This window comes from Bifidobacterium sp. ESL0690, from assembly GCF_029392315.1.
GTDB lineage: Bacteria > Actinomycetota > Actinomycetes > Actinomycetales > Bifidobacteriaceae > Bifidobacterium.
Genome location: NZ_CP113939.1, coordinates 790018 through 806666, shown reverse-complemented (window position 1 = coordinate 806666; position 16649 = coordinate 790018). Strand labels below are relative to the sequence as shown.

The window sequence follows — 16649 nt, the reverse complement described above, 5'->3', positions numbered from 1 at the left end:
GTTACCTTCTATGTTCACGCTTTACCTTGAATAGCACAAGGAACACGAATCCATCAACCACCCAACGGTGCCAAGAAAACAGGCAAATCAAAATTCAATAGTTATTGAATTGAAATATCAATAGGTAAGGAATACAATGTGAAACGTAAGAAGCTGGAAAGACGATTATGGGAAATCGCTCGCCTGCATAACCTCGACATCACGTTCCGCGAAGGCGGCAATCATACGATTGTCGTTATCGGGAGCACACAGAGTACGATTCCCCGTCACCGAGAAATCAACGAAATCACGGCAAACAGCATCATCAGATATTTCGAAAGGAACTTGGATGGCAAGCAATAACGTCACTGCAATCGCGACGCGTTCCGGAAAATGGTGGGCCATCGAAGTTCCGGAACGTCCCGGACTTTTTACCCAAGTCAGGCGCCTCGACCAGGTCGATTCCATGGTTCGAGACGCGGCGAAGGCGCTTGGTAAGCCGGTTGGTTCTGTCCACCTTGAAATCCGGCTTGGAGACGAACGAGACGACGAGATGATCAACGAATTGCACGAGGCACGGGACGAAGCGGCGAAAGCACAGGAAAAAGCTTCGACGTTGACACGCAGCACGATTTCTTCATTACGCAAACGCGGCTTCAAGCTTGCGGATATCGCTCAAATCATCGGATTGACAGTGCAGCGAGTCAGTGCGTTGCAGTATTCGTGATTCTGACGCTTAGACCAAACCTGTCAAACTCAAAGAGCTGCTGCCGATGGCAAGTCGAATCAAGCCAGACCAACCAAATAAAAAGCCAGATGGACGATAAATAGGACTAACCCAAACCAGAACGACGACAAAGGTTTCCTGGGCAATCAAATCCCGGGGTTTCCTAAAGATCCCGGTTTCGAATCCTAAAGCTAGAAGAGCTCGTCCTGGGCGAATTCGTCGGTATCGCCGGCGAGCTGACCGGAAGCCTGCTTGGTGAAGGCATCGCTGCCTTCTTCGGCCAGACGGGCACAGGCGGCCTTGGAATTGTCGCGCAGCTGGCCGTCGAGCAAAACGGCATCGGGCGAGACCATGAACGCTCGTTCGCTGATGTCATCGAGATAGAGGCCGTCAAGGTTTTCCACACGGGAAAGCGCGACGTAGCCCATGCCCGGCGCAAAAGTACGGCGCAAATTCATCACGGCGCGGTCGAGCGTCATGCCCTGCGACTTATGGATGGTGATGGCCCACGCGCAACGCAACGGCACCTGTTTGACGCTGGCCAGCACGGCCTCGCCATCCATCATGTCCCACGAAGCCTGCTTCATGGTCACGGTGTTGCCGTTTTCAAAGGCGACGATCGGCCAACCACCCTTCGCTTCTGAGACAAAACCCTCCACCTTGCCGATGGACCCGTTGACATACTGGTGGTCGGCATCGTTGCGCAGCGCCATCACGGCCGCACCGGTTTTGAGCTCCAGCTTTTCGGGGGCGAGCATATTCTTCTTAAGTCTTTTGACCAGGTTGGCCGGACCCGCCGATTCGGCGACATAGTCGTGCGTTTCATCGTGGATCTGCGAAAGCCGCAGGTCGTTCAATGTGTCGGCCTGTTTGTTGACCGGGAACAGATGGACGGCCACCTCCCCCGCGGCAGGCGATTTGCCAAGACGGTCCGCGAGAACGTCATGATCTTCCTGCGTAACGCCGCCTTCGCGGATATCGGTAAGAACGGTGAGCAGTTGACCATCATCCTGACGGTGTTGCTCGGTCAAATAGCAGACCACGGGATTGAGCTCGTCCCAGACCAACGATTCAGTGACAAAGCCGTCGGCATCCTTTCCTGCATCGGCATAACGCTGACGTGACATCAGAAATTCTGGGCTCGGAGCCATATCATCACGACGGAATGATTTTTTGACCGGCGGAAGCTGGAAGAAATCACCGGAAAGCACGACTTGCAGTCCGCCGAACGGCTCGGGGCTGTGCCGCAACGCGCGGCAGACGTCGTCGACCATGTCGAAGAGCCACGCGGGCAGCATCGAGACCTCATCGATGACGAGAATATCGGCCGCCTCGATCTTGCGCTTGCGGCGCGAACGAATCCGCTTCAGCAATTCCGGAGTCATGACCTGTGAGACGCCGACACCGGACCAGGAATGGATGGTTTGGCCGTTGATGTGTGTGGCCGCGATGCCGGTGGAAGCCGTAACAGCAACAGAAGCGCCACGAGCGCGGGCGGAACGAATGAACTCGTTCAAGACGTAGGTCTTGCCAGCACCGGGAGCACCGGTGATGAACGCATTTGCCCCCGCGTCAAGAATCGTCAGCGCCTCCGCCTGCTTCATGCCACTACTCCTTCATCTATCAACGCTTATCCATCCACTGCCCTATGCCGAGGTAAAAGCATCACAATCAAACCCAAAAGGTGCTTTTTGTCTCAATTCAATGCCCCAACTGTGGAAAAAGCACTAAAAACGTCTCAAAAAGATGCTTTTCTCCTCAGTCTGGCACTCGACCTGTGGGAAAAGCACCAAAAACGGCCTGAAATGGTGCTTTTCACCGCTAAGTACATATTAACTGAGGAGAAAAGCACCTTTCGTGCCACGTACTACTTGTTGAGCAGACTCGTAGCCTCTATATCGGCCTCGATCTTCTTGGCTTCTGCCTCGTCCGGGCCAGGCGACGGGGCCATGAAGGCCTCGCGGTAGTAGCGCAGCTCGTCCAGCGACTCGATGATGTCAGCGAGCGCACGGTGGCCGCCGTTCTTGGGCGGACGGTTCATGTAGACCGCCGGATACCAGCGACGTGCGAGCTCCTTGATGGTGCTGACGTCGATGCTGCGATAATGCAGATGACTCATGAAGTTCGGCATGAAGTGGTCGAGGAACTTCTTGTCGCTGCCAATGGTGTTGCCGGCGAGCAGCGGCTTGACCCCGTCAGGCGTGAAGCGGGCGACATACTCGGTGACCTTCTTTTCGGCGTCGGCCAGGCTCAGCCCGGTCTCCCACTCGTTGATCAGGCCGGAACGGGTGTGCATTGCGCGCACAAAGTCGCCCATGTGGTCGACGGCCTTCTGCGACGGCTTGATGACGTAGTCCACGCCCTCGTCGAGCACCTTGAGATTGAAATCGGTCGGCACCACGGAGACTTCCACGAGTTCGTCGCCGCCGAAAATATCGAGGCCGGTCATCTCGCAGTCGATCCAAATCAGGCGGGAATCCTCCGCCGAATACGTCTCGTCATCCTGAGCATTCACCATAATATTGACCCTTTCACTGCCACTAACAGAACTCTATACACTATCTCACATGGCTGACTGGCAACAATTTTCCATCTTTTTAGTAGACAATAAAAGTAATGGAGAAACACAATCAAATGTCCCTCCATTACCTTTATTTAATTCAATCGATCAGTCGTTGTGGAAACCGCTGTAGTTCGGGGCCTCCGTGGTCATCACGATGTCGTGCGGATGCGATTCGCGCAGGCCGGCTGTGGTGATACGGATGAAGCGACCTTTTTCGGCCATTTCCTTGATGTTATGGGCACCGATGTAGAACATCGACTGGTGCAGGCCGCCAATCATCTGGTAGAGCACCGCATTGAGGGAGCCGCGATACGGCACCTCTCCTTCGACGCCTTCGGGGATGACCTTGTCGTTGCTGGTGACGTCGGCTTGGAAGTAGCGGTCCTTGGAGTAGGACTTCTTGCCACGCGGGGCCATCGCACCGAGCGAGCCCATGCCGCGGTAAAGCTTGTACTGCTTGCCGTGCAGCAGCACCTTTTCGCCCGGAGTCTCGTCGCAGCCGGCGAGCGCGCCGCCGAGCATGACGGTCGAAGCTCCGGCCACAAGCGCCTTGGCGATGTCGCCGGAATAGTGGATGCCACCGTCGGCGATGCAAGGCACGCCGGCCGCACGGCAGACCTGAGCCGCGTCATAGACGGCCGTAAGCTGCGGAACACCAACACCGGCGACCACGCGCGTGGTGCAGATGGAGCCAGGGCCCACGCCTACCTTGACGGCATCGACGCCGGCGTCGATCATGGCCTGAGCGCCGGAAGCGGTCGCCACGTTGCCGCCGATGATCTGCACGCCGTTGAAGGCGCGGTCGGACTTGAGCCGCTTGATCATATCGAGAGCGAGATGCGCTTCACCGTTGGCGGTATCGACCACGAGCACGTCGACACCGGCCTCCATCAGAGCGGAAGCACGCTGCCAGGCGTCGCCGAGGAAGCCGATACCGGCGGCCACGCGCAAACGGCCTTGGTCGTCCTTGGTGGCGTCCGGATACTGTTCGGTCTTCACGAAGTCCTTGACGGTGATAAGCCCGGCGAGCTTGCCTTCGTCGTCGACCAGCGGTAGCTTTTCGACCTTGTGCTTGGCAAGGAGGTCGTGGGCGTCTTCACGTGAGATATTCGCCGGACCGGTGATGAGCCCGTCCTTGGTCATGACGTCCTTGACCTTGAGCTTGTCGTAATCTTCGGACGCGATGAAACGCATGTCTCGGTTGGTGATGATGCCGAGCAGCTTGTTGTCGCTATCGACCACGGGAAGGCCCGAAATATGGAAACGGCCACACAGCTTGTCGAGATCGGCAAGGGTGGCCTCGGGGTTGACGGTGAGCGGGTCGGTAATCATGCCCGATTCGCTGCGCTTGACGATGTCGACCTGCGAGGCCTGGTCGTCGATGGAAAGGTTGCGGTGCAGCACGCCGATGCCGCCGTTGCGGGCCATAGCAATGGCCATATCAGATTCGGTGACGGTGTCCATAGCCGCGGAGAGCACGGGCACCTTCATGGTGATTTCGCGGGTCAGATGCGTGGTGGTGTCCACGTGAGAGGGAATGACGTCGGTCTCGTTGGGCAGAAGTAATACATCATCGTAAGCCAATCCCATTTTTGCAAAAACGGGAGGCAATGGATTGTAGGATGACTGGATATCAGGTTGAGAATTTAAAGCCATAGCACAACTATATGGGCGCGGGGTGACGAGCGTCACCATTTGTTGTGGTTACTTGTGCTTTCGGGAATGTCGCGCATTGCGCACGTCCGGGTCCTCCTCTTTTTGCAATTCCAACCACCGTCGCATCAGGTACGGGGACATCGTGCATATTGTCAGGATCACGGCTGCGATAATCATGCCGATGGCCACATATTGCCAGCGGAAGAAGAGAATCATAATCGAGCCGAAGGAGATCAGCGCCGCCCAACCCCAAAGAATCAGCACTGCGCCCTGCACGCTGTGGCCGATTCGCAGCATGCGGTGGTGCAGATGCATACGGTCGGGGTGCATCGGCGACTGGCCTTTGCTCAGGCGGCGCACGATGGCCAGGCACATGTCGAGAACGGGCAGGAAGAGTACCAGAATCGGCAGCAGAATCGGCATAAACGCCGGCAGATAAAGGCTGGTATGCACGGAAGCCGGGTCGAGATGGCCGGTCATGATAATCGACGCGCAGGTAATCATATAGCCCAAAAGCATCGAGCCGGAATCGCCCATAAAGAGCTTCGCCGGATGCCAGTTATGCAGCAAAAAGCCGACACAGATGCCGACCAGAGCAACGTCGAGCAATGTGGCCATCGAGGCGTAACTCGGCGTGGAACGCGCGATGACGTAGGAATAGACAGCGAACGCGATGCCACCGATGGCGACGATACCGGAGGCAAGGCCGTCGAGCCCGTCAACAAAGTTGACCGCATTAATTGAAGCGACAATAAGGAAAGCCGTAATGGCCATGGAAATGCTTGGCGAAGCCGTCACCAACGAGCCGAACGGCAAGAAAATAATCTGTACCCCGCCCCATGCCACGAAGACGGAAATCAGGAGCTGGCCAGCAAGTTTGAGCATCCAATCCAGATCCCATAGGTCGTCTGCCACACCAAGAAGACAAATCAGCACAGCACCGGCGAGCACCACCCACGCCTGATACGAGCCAACGAAAAGGCCTGATATGAAAGGCATTTTGCTGGCAAACACAATCGCCACCGTAAGTCCTATGAGCATCGCCAGCCCGCCCATACGCGGAGTCGGCACCGTATGCACATCACGCGCGCGAACTTCGCCGACCGCACCGATTTCGATGGCGAGATGGCGGATCAGAGGGGTGACCAGCCAAGTGGCCCCTCCCGCAATCGCGGCAATGAACAGGTAGACTCTCACGCGTTCAGACTCCCGCCTTCGGCATCCATCAACGCGCTGCGTACCTGCACCTCGCTGATAACGCCCTCACGCACAATTGAAATGCCGTCGCGTTCGTTCGGATCGGCGGCAACCACCGTGCTCGCGACATGGCTCGTGGTAGGCCCTCCGTCAAGATACAAATCGACGTCATCACCAAGCGCGGCCACAGCTTCCTGAACCGTTTGCGGGCTTTCTCCCCCGCTGCGGTTCGCACTCGAACAAGCCAGCGGCCCAGTGGCACGCAACGTCTTGAGGCAAGCTTCAGAATCCGGCACGCGCACGGCTTGGGTTTTGCTTCCGTTCATTTCCTCGCGTAGCGTGACCAGTTTCGAACCAACCTTGGCCACGGCAATTGGAGAAAACGGGCCAGGCAGGAAAGCCTTGGAAAGCCGGTCCAACGGCACCGGGAGATACAATCCAAGCCCGTCCAGGTCATCGACCGATGACAGCAGCACCTGCAGCGCCTTGCTGCGCGGGCGCCGCTTCGCCTCGTAAATGCGGCTTACGGCTTTGGCACTGAAAGGACTTGCGGCTACGCCGTAAACCGTGTCGGTCGGCAAGACGACAAGGCCTCCGTCTTTGACAATCTTTGCTGCCAAAGTAAGGGATTCGTCATCAATCGCACGAACGTCGCTCATATATTGCCTCCAACACAACGCATGTCTTAATTGCATCATTGCGCCCCGACTTCATTGGGATTCCAACGACGAGCTGCGATCGTATTACTTCAAGCAACCGAAATATTCAAACACTCGGACAATGCCGCAATAGTCAGAGCAGCAAAAACTTCCAGCATTCATCGCCCTTAATAGAAACCGTTTACTCTTTGACGGCAAAAAGATAACGCGGCCGGCCGGAAAGGTCATCGCCGGTGTGTGCCGTGCTGAAACCGTGGGTTCTGGCAAAGTCGGTCAGCAATTGAGCCTGCGAAATGTCGTGTTCCATCACCAGCGCGCCGCCGCTACGCAGAAGCTTCTCGGCACGCAGGATGATGCGTTCCGGGATATAGGTCCCGTCTGCCGAACCACCATAGAGCGCCGTTTTCGGGTCATAGTCACGTACTTCGGGCTGCTCAGGAATCTCCGCGATCGGTACGTAAGGCGGGTTGGTGACCACCGCGTCGATGGTGCCGTTCAATTGAGAAAGCGTCATGGCATTCGCCGCGTCGGCGTGGAAAAGATGATAGTTGTAGCCGGCCAACGAATGGTCCTTGAATACCTTCTGCTCGTTACGTTTCGTCCATTCAAGCGCTTCCAACGAAAGTTCCACGGCCCAGACCTCGCTGCCCGGAACTTCGGTGACGAGCGACAAGCCGATGGCCCCGCTCCCGGCACACAGATCGACCAGACGACTTGGTTTGATGTTTTCGTGCGTCAGCCAATCGATGGCTGCTTGCACCACAGTCTCGGTTTCCGGACGCGGAATGAAAACACCTGGCCCGACCTCTAAATCCAAGTAGCGGAACGGGGCATGGCCGACGATATATTGCAACGGCTCGCGTTGCTTGCGTCGGGCCACCATCACGGCAAAACGGCGAATTGCCGCGTCATCGGCATCGCTAATCACATTCTCGTCATTATTTCCGGTGGCATTATCGGCATTCGCAGAAGACCCGTTAGAATCGCCCGTTTCCGAGCCCTGTCGGGAAATATCTCGGGAATCATTTCCATCGTTAATGCGATGGACATCGACCCCATCGGTCTCGTCGTCATTGATCGTGCTATGCAGCGGCGTATCCAGCAATATCGATTTCTCGACGTCACTGGGCGCTACACCGAACGCCTCGGCAAGCAACAGTTTCGCATCATTTCGCGGTGTTTCGACACCAGCAGCTTTCAGCCAATCCGTCGCTTGCTGCAACGTTTCGGATGTCGAACGCACCACGTCTTGCGCCATTAACTACTCCCCTTGCTTCAGCCAGTTCAGTCGGTTTTGGCGAGACGTGCGGCCTCGTCGGCCTGGATATCGCTGTCGATGACGGCCTGCAGGTCACCGTCAAGCACCTGGTCGAGATTGTATGCCTTGTAATTGGTACGGTGGTCGACGATACGGTTTTCCGGGAAATTGTAGGTGCGGATACGTTCGGAACGGTCGAGCGAGCGCACCTGCGAATGGCGCATATCGGCTGCTTCCGCCGCTTCCTTTTCATGTTTCATCGCCAGCAAACGCGATTTCAAGACGCGCAGCGCCGCCGCACGATTCTGAATCTGCGACTTCTCGTCCTGCATGCTCACCACGATGCCGGTGGGGATATGGGTCATGCGCACCGCGGAATACGTCGTGTTGACTGACTGCCCACCAGGACCGGAACTCATGAAGATGTCGATCTTGAGGTCTTTCGGGTCGATTTCGATTTCATCGTCATCCTCGTCGGCTTCAGGGAAAACAATGACGCCGGCCGCAGAGGTCTGGATGCGCCCCTGCGATTCCGTGACGGGAATACGCTGCACGCGGTGCACACCGCCCTCGTATTTGAGGCTCGCCCACACACCGTCTTCAGGAGCCGGGTTGCCCTTGGCACGGATAGCGATCTGCACGTCCTTGACACCGCCGAGCTCCGTGCTGTTCTCGCTTTGGATAGTGGTGGTCCAGCCGCGCTTTTCGGCGTAACGAGTGTACATACGCAGCAAGTCGCCGGCGAACAGCGCCGCCTCTTCCCCACCGGTACCTGCCTTGATCTCCATAATCGTGTCACGCACGTCGTCAGGGTCGCGCGGAATCAGTGCGCTGCGCAGCTTCTCTTCGGCAGGCGCCACCAATGCCTCGAGCCGTTTGGCTTCCTCGGCGAAGTCGGCATCCTCGCCGGCCATTTCCTTGGCCGCTTCGGCGTCTTCCTTGGCGTGCTGCCAGCCGCAATAGGCCTCGACGATGCTGCCGAGTTGGGCATGGCGACGCCCCAGCTTGCGAATCGCCTTCGGGTCGGAGGCGACCTCGGGCTGGCTCATCTGCCGCTCGATGTCCTGATACTCCTCCAACGCGCTTTGCGCTGCCGGGAATTGCTGGTCTGCCATGCAAAAGTCCTTTATAAAATATTTGAAATTATCGATAATACAAAATCCCAGAAATTGGGTATGAAAAACGCCAGCCCGGATTCGGATCCGCAGACCCGAACCAGCGTGGCTGGCGAATGAAGAATGCTACTTGGTCTTCTTGCCGTAGCGCTTCTCGAAGCGGGCGACGCGGCCGCCGGTATCGAGAATCTTCTGCTTGCCCGTGTAGAACGGGTGGCAGTTCGCGCACACATCAACCGTCATGTGATCGCCCTTGGCGGTGCTGCGCGTGACGAAAGTATTGCCACAAGAGCAGGTGACCTGCACTGCGTGATAATCGGGATGAATACCCTGCTTCATAATGTCTCCTAAGGAATTCAGGTGACCCGGGTCGCCTAACCCCAATGGCCAGACGTGAACCGGAACTTTGATATTCTATCAGCGAGCGTTGACTTGGCCTTCTTCCGATCTACCGAAAAACCGGTACCGAAAGAATCATTTTCAGCCAAATGAACACTCTTGCAATACAACAAATCATGATGCCGAATCATACCGATTTCGTCTTTCGGCTGATTGGTCATCGTATGCTTTTTCTTCCAGATATTTTCAAACCGATTACGTATCCGTCGAAATCCTTTGATATTTTGCTGTTATCGACCTTTGAGCAAAGGAGCCAGCAATGACCGATATGCTGTATTTTGAAACGCACGGCAAAACCCACACGGTCTATCTTCCCAGCCACGAACGCGCCTTGGAAATCGAAGCCGACATCATGGCCAACCCGTCCGGCATTTTCCCCATCGAAATCGTATTCGGTAAAAAGACCTATACCATTTATATCAATCCCAAGGAATGGAGCTACTGGCAGTTCATGGAAATAAAAGGCGGAATCAAAGCCACACCAAGTTTCTGAAACACGAATGCCCATAAACCAGCAATGAGTGGGGCCTCAGGGGCTTGAACCCTGGACCGACGGATTATGAGTCCGCTGCTCTAACCGACTGAGCTAAAGCCCCACGTTGGCAAAACCAACTTCTCTACTTTATCAAACGCTCTGACCAGCCGCACCGCCCGGAAGCGTCAGATTGCGCTCGGACTTGCCTAATACAAAACGAACGACATCTTTGGAATATGCAGCGAAAGATGCCGTTCACGGTTTTATATTGTCTATTTGTATCTTTTAAGACCTATTTTCTGCTTTTCACCGCACGGCCTGACGCGAAACGATCCAACGCGCCGGTTTTGGCAATGGCCAAGTAGAGGAACCAGCTCATCACGCCAGCAATAAGTATGCCGCCGATAATCTCACAGGTCATATGGGTGAGGCCACGCGGGCTGACCAACGCGACGCCCTGCAAGCGCGTAAGCAAAACATAGAATCCGTATTCCACCGCGGTCAACGCTCCCGAAGCAACGCTCAAGCCGAGATTGAACTTCCGGTAACGGAAAATCGCGAACGGCACTTCCGCGAATAGGCCCTGCAGTGCCGCCGAAAGGAAGACGAAGGTGAAAGAATACTGGTTGCCGAATAGTGTTTCGGTCAAGCTACCGATGATGTTGACGTAAATCGCCGCGCCTGGCTTGCGGATAATCAGCAACGCAAGCGGGCCGGAGAAATACCAGAACGCATGGAAGAGGCTCGTGACACCCGGAAGAACAGCGCGAAGCAACGGGGCAATCCATGCATACGCAAAATTGAATCCCCAAAAGACGACACCGCAGGCCACGCCGAGCGCCGCACCAATGGCGATATCCGCGGCACGCCAGCGCAGACGCGAGACCCTGGCGACTTTAACAGCCGACGCTTTCAAGGACGGAACCGAACCCCGGTTTTGTCCTGTTGTCCCGCTCTGACTTTTGTGGTCGACTTCTGAGGCAGCCGATGAAGACTGGTCGGTTGATGTTCGTTCAGGTTTTTGGGCAGATTCGGCCACGGTAGTTCCTTGCATTCAAACTGTGCACAGCGTTTTGATTACAGCGTCCCTTGACCTGCACAGTTCGGGCGAGGACGCCAACCGCCACTCTATCAGCATCGGATTTCGCGGCACACCCCAGCGCTATCGACGCTGGTTATGGCCTACTCCAAATCGTTGACAACGCTTCGAAATCCTTGGAAAATCAAGCTTCCGGAAGCACAAATGCAATGCAAAAGAATACGACAGAAGTGAAAACAATACTGTCAGGAATTGATAAACGCCAGCGGATTGTCTATGAACCTGCGCAGCCCGACCTCCGCGGCACCCAAAAGCGCCGGTCGCGTATTGACGTCGGGCAGGAGCACCCGCGGCTGAACCTCGGGATAGCTCAACACCTGCAACCCGAGCTCATGGCTCAACCGACGGGTCAGCGCTTTGCCGAACCGGTCCCAAAGCCCGCCCAAAACGACGGTATTGATATCAAGGATGTTGATGGCCGAGGCGAGCACCGACGTCAGGGCTCTTACCGCCCGATCCACCGCAGCCACGGTGCGGTCGTCATGGGCCTTGTACCTGGCAAGCAGCTCGTCCACCGCCTCCATCCTCGTCGAAACCCCTGGGTCGGCGACGCCGGAAGCCTCCACCAGCGCCTTGCGACCGGCGTACATCTCCAAGCATCCGCAGCGCCCACAAGTGCATTGCGGCCCGTCGAGGGCCACGGAAACATGGCCAAGCTCGCCGGCAAAGCCGAAGTCGCCGCGATCGACCTGCCCATGACGCACCACGGCACCACCGATGCCGATATCCGTCGAAATATAGATGAACGAATCGGTCGGGCGAATCACCCTTTTCCCGTTGCGCGGCGTGGCATACCCCGGAATCTGCGCCAACGCAGCCAAGTTCGCCTCGTTGTCGGCGAGCGCATCAAGCCGTTTGACCACATTGAAACGCGAAAGCTCCAGCTTCTTCCAGCCGAGGTTTTTCGCCGACAACAACACCATATCCTCGGTGACAAGGCCGGGAAGCGCCAGAACCGTGCCGACGACGCTCAGGCCTTTCTCACTGATTTTCTTTTCGCCAATGCCAACCAGTTTGTCAAGCTGCGCGAACACTTCCTCGGGGTCGCTGGCCTCCATGGAACGGCTCACCCAACGCTGGGAAACAATCGTTCCGTCAAGCGCCAGCACGATGTAGCCATATCCATCAGTATTGATTTGCAGTCCTATCGAGCAGAAGCGCCGGCCGGAAATGTTGAGCGGGGTGCTCGGCCTGCCATACGTCGTTCCGGCGGAAACCGGCTTTCCCTCCTCCATCGCGTTTGAGGAGACAAGCATGGGCACCAGAAGCGACATCGTGGCTTTCGTCAGTCCCGTGGCCTTCGCGAGCTTGGCGCGGCTCATGGGTTTGGCGGATTGGAGCAACGTGGTGAGGACCACCGATAGATTGTGATTGCGCAAATCGTCCTGATTGATACTTCTCAGCGCCATAATCGCCCCTTTTCAAAGATACGTTCACTGTATCAGCCGGTGCAAATACCGGGCACAACAACAAAAACACATGGTACCATTGAAATAATCTATTGATTTAACTAATATAGATAATGGATTGCAAGTAGACTGATTTCAGACGCGGCAGTCAAGGCACGTAGCAGTGTCCGGCGTATTGCGAAAGGCAGGAATAATGACGGAGCAACAATCAGGCAGCGCTTCCGCTCACACGACGTTGGTGGCGGGAGTCGACACTTCGACACAATCGACCAAGGTACGCGTGACCGATGCCGAGACGGGCGAGCTCGTACGCTTCGGACAGGCGAAGCATCCCGACGGCACCAGCGTCGATCCCGAATACTGGTGGCAGGCGTTCTGCCAGGCCGCTAAGCAGGCCGGTGGTCTTGACGACGTTTCGGCGTTGGCCGTTGGTGGCCAGCAGCACGGCATGGTGCTGCTTGACAAGCACGGAAGGGTGATCCGCGACGCCCTGCTTTGGAACGACACACGCTCGGCTCCGCAGGCCGAAAACCTCATCACGAGGCTTGGAGCCCCGGAACGCACTTCCGAGGATGAGCCGGAAGACGTAGTGGCACGCGGCCGGCAGCGTTGGGTGAAGGCCGTGGGTTCGTCGCCCGTTGCCTCGTACACGCTGACGAAAATCGCTTGGGTGGCCGAAAACGAACCCGAGAACGCTGCGAAAATCGCGGCCGTTTGCCTGCCACACGATTGGCTGAGCTGGCGTATCGCCGGCTTCGGCCCGGTTGAAGAGGGCGAGGACGCGCATCTGGACGCTTTGTTCACCGACCGCTCCGACGCTTCGGGCACCAGCTATTTCGATTCCGCCAACAACATCTACCGCTATGACCTGATCGATATGGTTCTTGGCCGTCACGATATCATCCTTCCCAAGGTGCTCGGACCGCGCGAAATCGCACCGGTCAAAGCCTCTCCTGCCGTCGCCGGAGCATCCATCGACGGCGGCTGCATCATCGGGCCCGGCGGCGGCGACAATGCCATGGCCTCCCTGGGCTTGGGCATGTCGGTGGGCGACGTCAGCGTTTCGCTGGGCACTTCCGGCGTAGCCGCAGCCATTGCGGAAAATCCGGTACAGGACCTAAGCGGCGCCGTTTCGGGCTTTGCCGATTGCACCGGGCACTATCTGCCGCTGGCCTGCACCATCAACGGCTCGCGCATCATGGATGCAGGTTGCGCCGCTCTCGGCGTGGATTACGACGAACTCGGCCGGCTTGCCCTTGCCGCCGAACCCGGCGCGGGCGGCTTGACCTTGGTCCCCTACTTTGACGGCGAGCGCACACCGAACAGGCCGGACGCCAATGCGGTGCTCAGCGGCATGACGCTGGCCAACACCACCAAGCAGAACTTCGCCCGCGCTTTCATCGAAAGTCTACTCTGCTCGCAACGCGATTGCCTGGAAATCATCAAGAGCCTCGGCGGCAGCGTCAACCGCATCCTCCTGATCGGCGGCGGCGCGAAGTCCGAGACCGTACGCACCTTGGCTCCAGCAATTTTCGGCATGCCCGTCACCCGTCCGGCCACCGACGAATACGTCGCCATCGGCGCGGCACGTCAGGCCGCATGGGTATTGAGCAAAGATCCTGAACCCCCGCAATGGAACCTCAACATCGACGGCACCGAAACCGCCGAGCCGACCCCCGAGGTCTACGAGGCCTATGTCAGGGCGCGTGGCTGAAGGCTAATCAGATTCAGACACCCCGTTCACGGCCGCTTTCCATTCCTCCGCGCTCCAGTCTTGCGGCACTTCATGGATGACTTTGCAAGGGTTGCCGACTGCAACACTATCGGCGGGAATATCGCGGACGACGATGGAACCGGCGCCGATGACGCAGTTGTCGCCGATCGTCACGCCCGGGCAGACCACAACGTTGCTGCCCAGCCAGACATTGTTGCCGATAGCCACGTCTTCGTTGTGCTGCCAGCCTTCGAGCCGCGGCTTGACGGGCAGTGCATGATTGGGCGTGCAGATGCTGCAGCGCGTGCCGATCAGGCAGTCGGAGCCAATCGATATTGGCCCTCCCCCGACGATCAGGAGATCCATGTTGATGAACGTCCGCTCGCCTATGGTCAGTCCGAGCCCATAATCCAAGTGAATCGGGGGCCGGAAATCGACGCCTTCTCCGGCTCCGGGCACGAGCTCGCGGAAGAGCCGCATCGCCTCGTCGGGGTCATCGAAATAAATCCGGTTGATTTTGGCGCAGGTCGATTGCGATTGCCAAGTCAGTTTCGGCAGTATCTCAGACTTCCGATATTGCATCCATTCGTCATTGAACAATTTCGCAAAATCCGGGTATTTCGCTTTCAACGTTTCGACTTCGTCTTCCATGTTCCGCTTCAATCCTTACATTCATTCTTTGTGACAGGCTCCCTGTCGTGTCGGCTATCGGCCACACGTTCAAGAGGCAATATTCGCCTGCTTTCACCGATATGATATGGCCTTTGACTATATAAGTCAAATGAATTAATTATATAAAAGACAGGCATCCCCGTTAATCCGCTGTTCAAGCATCGCTATATGGAACGAAATACAAAAATCGGATACCGAACGAAATTCACTCGATACCCGATTTTCAAATGGTCAGATCAGAGATTTAAGTATCTGCTCATACCCTACAGAGCTTATAAATCCTGTGCGGCATAAAGGGCGCCGGGGGCGTTGTTCTTGTCGAAGCGGTCCGCGGTGACGAGCAGCTTGTCGTTGGTGAACGCCATCTGGCCCAGACGCGACATCTCGCGACCGTAGCCGGAAAGCTTCACACCACCGAACGGAATGTCGGGCAGCGAGGCCAGCGGGGTGTTGACGAACATCATGCCGGTGTAGACCTTCGCAGCCACCTCGGCACCGTGATTCTTGTCTCCGCAGAAGAGCATGCCGCCCAAGCCGTATGGGTTGTCGTTGGCGAGCGCCACGGCCTCTTCTTCGCTGTGGACCTTGTAGACCGCAGCCACGGGCCCGAACATCTCGGTCTTGTAGCCGGGGTTGTCGGGAGTGATGTCGGTCAAGATCGAGGGACGGAAGAACTGACCGTCGGAGTCGATTTCCGGGAAGCGGTAGGCGACCTTCGCGCCTGCGGCGACCGCGGCATCGAACGAGCCCTGCAGCTTCTCCTTGGCACGCTTCGAGTTCATCGGGGCGATGGTGGTCGACGGATCCATCGGGTCTCCCGGGGTGACACGCGAGAAAGCGTCAATCAGACCGTCGAGGAACTCGTCGTAGACGTTGTCCATGACGATGAAACGCTTGGCCGAAGTGCAGACCTGGCCGGCATTGTACAGGCGGACGCGCCATGCGCATTCATTGACGTTCTTCATATCCGCATCACCGAGAACGATGAACGGATCCATGCCGCCCAGCTCCATGGTGCTCTTCTTCAGGGCCTTGCCAGCAGCACCCGCGACGGCGACGCCGCCACGCTCGGAACCAGTGAGCGCCACACCCTGAACGCGCGGGTCCTCGATGGCTTGCGTCACCTGGTCATAGGTCATGAAGAGATTCGTCAGAGCGCCCTTCGGGGCTCCTGCCTCCTCGACGATCTCGCAGAAACGCTTGGCCGAGGTCGGGGTGTTGGAAGCGTGCTTCAGAATCATCGTGTTGCCGAGCATGTAGTTCGGTGCGAAGACGCGCATGATCTGGTAGTACGGGAAGTTCCACGGCTCCACCATGACGACAACACCGACGGACTGGTGCAGCACCTGGGCGTCACCGGCGACAATGCTGTCAAGCTTGTCCGGCTTGAGCAGTTCCTCGCTGTGGTCGGCGAACCAGTCGGCGATGATGGCGCATAGTTCCACCTCGCCCGCGGACTCCCCCACGAGCTTGCCCATGTCAACCGTGCAGATCTTCGAAAGTTCCGCCGACTTCTTGCGGAACAGCGCTGCAACGTTGTGCAGGATCCTGGCACGCTCGGCAATCGGCTGGCTTTGCGTTTCGTGATATGTTTTGTCCGCCAGATCAATGGTGCTCTTCAGTTCGGCATCAGTGGTGAACGGATATTCCTTTACCAGTTCGTTGGTATATGGATTGACGGTTTGATAAACCATAGCCACCTCCTTGTAGGCGTAACTCATCATACC

16 protein-coding genes and 1 tRNA gene are annotated in these 16649 nt (G+C 57.0%); 4 read left to right on the top strand and 13 right to left on the bottom strand.

Features of this window, described 5'->3' with window-relative positions:
- Positions 1-138: 138 nt before the first annotated feature.
- Together OZX62_RS03215 and OZX62_RS03210 are read left to right on the top strand one after the other, a co-directional pair.
- The gene (locus OZX62_RS03215; protein WP_277176573.1) at positions 139-342 is read left to right on the top strand and encodes a hypothetical protein; all 204 of its coding nucleotides are present in this window, start codon (positions 139-141) and stop codon (positions 340-342) included.
- Positions 329-706: an XRE family transcriptional regulator gene (locus tag OZX62_RS03210; protein WP_277176572.1), complete on the top strand. Its 378-nt coding sequence runs from the start codon at positions 329-331 to the stop codon at positions 704-706. The genes OZX62_RS03215 and OZX62_RS03210 overlap by 14 nt, the downstream gene beginning before the upstream one ends.
- 191 nt (positions 707-897) lie before the next feature.
- Here the strand turns inward: OZX62_RS03210 and OZX62_RS03205 are convergent, their stop codons facing one another.
- The 8 genes from OZX62_RS03205 to rpmE all read right to left on the bottom strand — a co-directional run bounded on the left by OZX62_RS03205 (position 898) and on the right by rpmE (position 9493).
- The gene (locus OZX62_RS03205) at positions 898-2310 is read right to left on the bottom strand and encodes a PIF1 family DEAD/DEAH box helicase (RefSeq protein ID WP_277176571.1); all 1413 of its coding nucleotides are present in this window, start codon (positions 2308-2310) and stop codon (positions 898-900) included.
- A 263-nt stretch (positions 2311-2573) separates the two neighbouring features.
- Positions 2574-3224: an oligoribonuclease gene (gene orn / locus OZX62_RS03200; protein WP_277176570.1), complete on the bottom strand. Its 651-nt coding sequence runs from the start codon at positions 3222-3224 to the stop codon at positions 2574-2576.
- 150 nt (positions 3225-3374) lie between these two features.
- Positions 3375-4925, bottom strand: a complete 1551-nt coding sequence (gene guaB / locus OZX62_RS03195) for an IMP dehydrogenase (RefSeq protein ID WP_277176569.1) — start codon at positions 4923-4925, stop codon at positions 3375-3377.
- Positions 4926-4973: 48 nt separating this feature from the next.
- On the bottom strand, positions 4974-6122 hold the full coding sequence (locus tag OZX62_RS03190; protein WP_277176568.1) for an MraY family glycosyltransferase: 1149 nt from the start codon (positions 6120-6122) through the stop codon (positions 4974-4976).
- The gene (locus tag OZX62_RS03185) at positions 6119-6781 is read right to left on the bottom strand and encodes an L-threonylcarbamoyladenylate synthase (protein ID WP_277176567.1); all 663 of its coding nucleotides are present in this window, start codon (positions 6779-6781) and stop codon (positions 6119-6121) included. The genes OZX62_RS03190 and OZX62_RS03185 overlap by 4 nt, the downstream gene beginning before the upstream one ends.
- 181 nt (positions 6782-6962) lie before the next feature.
- Positions 6963-8039 carry a peptide chain release factor N(5)-glutamine methyltransferase gene (prmC, locus tag OZX62_RS03180; protein WP_277176566.1) on the bottom strand — a complete coding sequence of 359 codons (1077 nt, stop codon included), beginning with the start codon at positions 8037-8039 and terminating at the stop codon, positions 6963-6965.
- Positions 8040-8065: 26 nt separating this feature from the next.
- Positions 8066-9154: a peptide chain release factor 1 gene (gene prfA / locus OZX62_RS03175; RefSeq protein ID WP_277176565.1), complete on the bottom strand. Its 1089-nt coding sequence runs from the start codon at positions 9152-9154 to the stop codon at positions 8066-8068.
- A 126-nt stretch (positions 9155-9280) separates the two neighbouring features.
- On the bottom strand, positions 9281-9493 hold the full coding sequence (rpmE, locus tag OZX62_RS03170) for a 50S ribosomal protein L31 (RefSeq protein ID WP_277146457.1): 213 nt from the start codon (positions 9491-9493) through the stop codon (positions 9281-9283).
- 319 nt (positions 9494-9812) lie between these two features.
- Here rpmE and OZX62_RS03165 point away from each other — a divergent pair, with 319 nt between their 5' ends.
- Positions 9813-10046 (top strand): hypothetical protein, encoded by a 234-nt coding sequence (locus OZX62_RS03165; protein ID WP_277176564.1) that lies wholly within the window; start codon positions 9813-9815, stop codon positions 10044-10046.
- 29 nt (positions 10047-10075) lie between these two features.
- On the opposite strand, the gene OZX62_RS03160 is transcribed toward OZX62_RS03165, so the two are convergent.
- The 3 genes from OZX62_RS03160 to OZX62_RS03150 all read right to left on the bottom strand — a co-directional run bounded on the left by OZX62_RS03160 (position 10076) and on the right by OZX62_RS03150 (position 12539).
- Positions 10076-10149: transfer RNA gene (locus tag OZX62_RS03160), tRNA-Ile, on the bottom strand.
- Between the two features lie 171 nt (positions 10150-10320).
- Positions 10321-10944 (bottom strand): ECF transporter S component, encoded by a 624-nt coding sequence (locus OZX62_RS03155; RefSeq protein WP_277177011.1) that lies wholly within the window; start codon positions 10942-10944, stop codon positions 10321-10323.
- 368 nt (positions 10945-11312) lie between these two features.
- The gene (locus tag OZX62_RS03150; protein WP_277177010.1) at positions 11313-12539 is read right to left on the bottom strand and encodes an ROK family protein; all 1227 of its coding nucleotides are present in this window, start codon (positions 12537-12539) and stop codon (positions 11313-11315) included.
- Between the two features lie 190 nt (positions 12540-12729).
- Between OZX62_RS03150 and OZX62_RS03145 the strand changes: the two genes are divergently transcribed.
- Positions 12730-14250, top strand: a complete 1521-nt coding sequence (locus OZX62_RS03145) for an FGGY family carbohydrate kinase (RefSeq protein ID WP_277176563.1) — start codon at positions 12730-12732, stop codon at positions 14248-14250.
- Between the two features lie 3 nt (positions 14251-14253).
- Here OZX62_RS03145 and OZX62_RS03140 read toward each other — a convergent pair whose 3' ends face one another.
- Together OZX62_RS03140 and OZX62_RS03135 are read right to left on the bottom strand one after the other, a co-directional pair.
- Positions 14254-14901, bottom strand: a complete 648-nt coding sequence (locus tag OZX62_RS03140; protein ID WP_277176562.1) for a sugar O-acetyltransferase — start codon at positions 14899-14901, stop codon at positions 14254-14256.
- Positions 14902-15194: 293 nt separating this feature from the next.
- Positions 15195-16616: an aldehyde dehydrogenase family protein gene (locus tag OZX62_RS03135; RefSeq protein WP_277176560.1), complete on the bottom strand. Its 1422-nt coding sequence runs from the start codon at positions 16614-16616 to the stop codon at positions 15195-15197.
- Positions 16617-16649 lie beyond the last annotated feature (33 nt).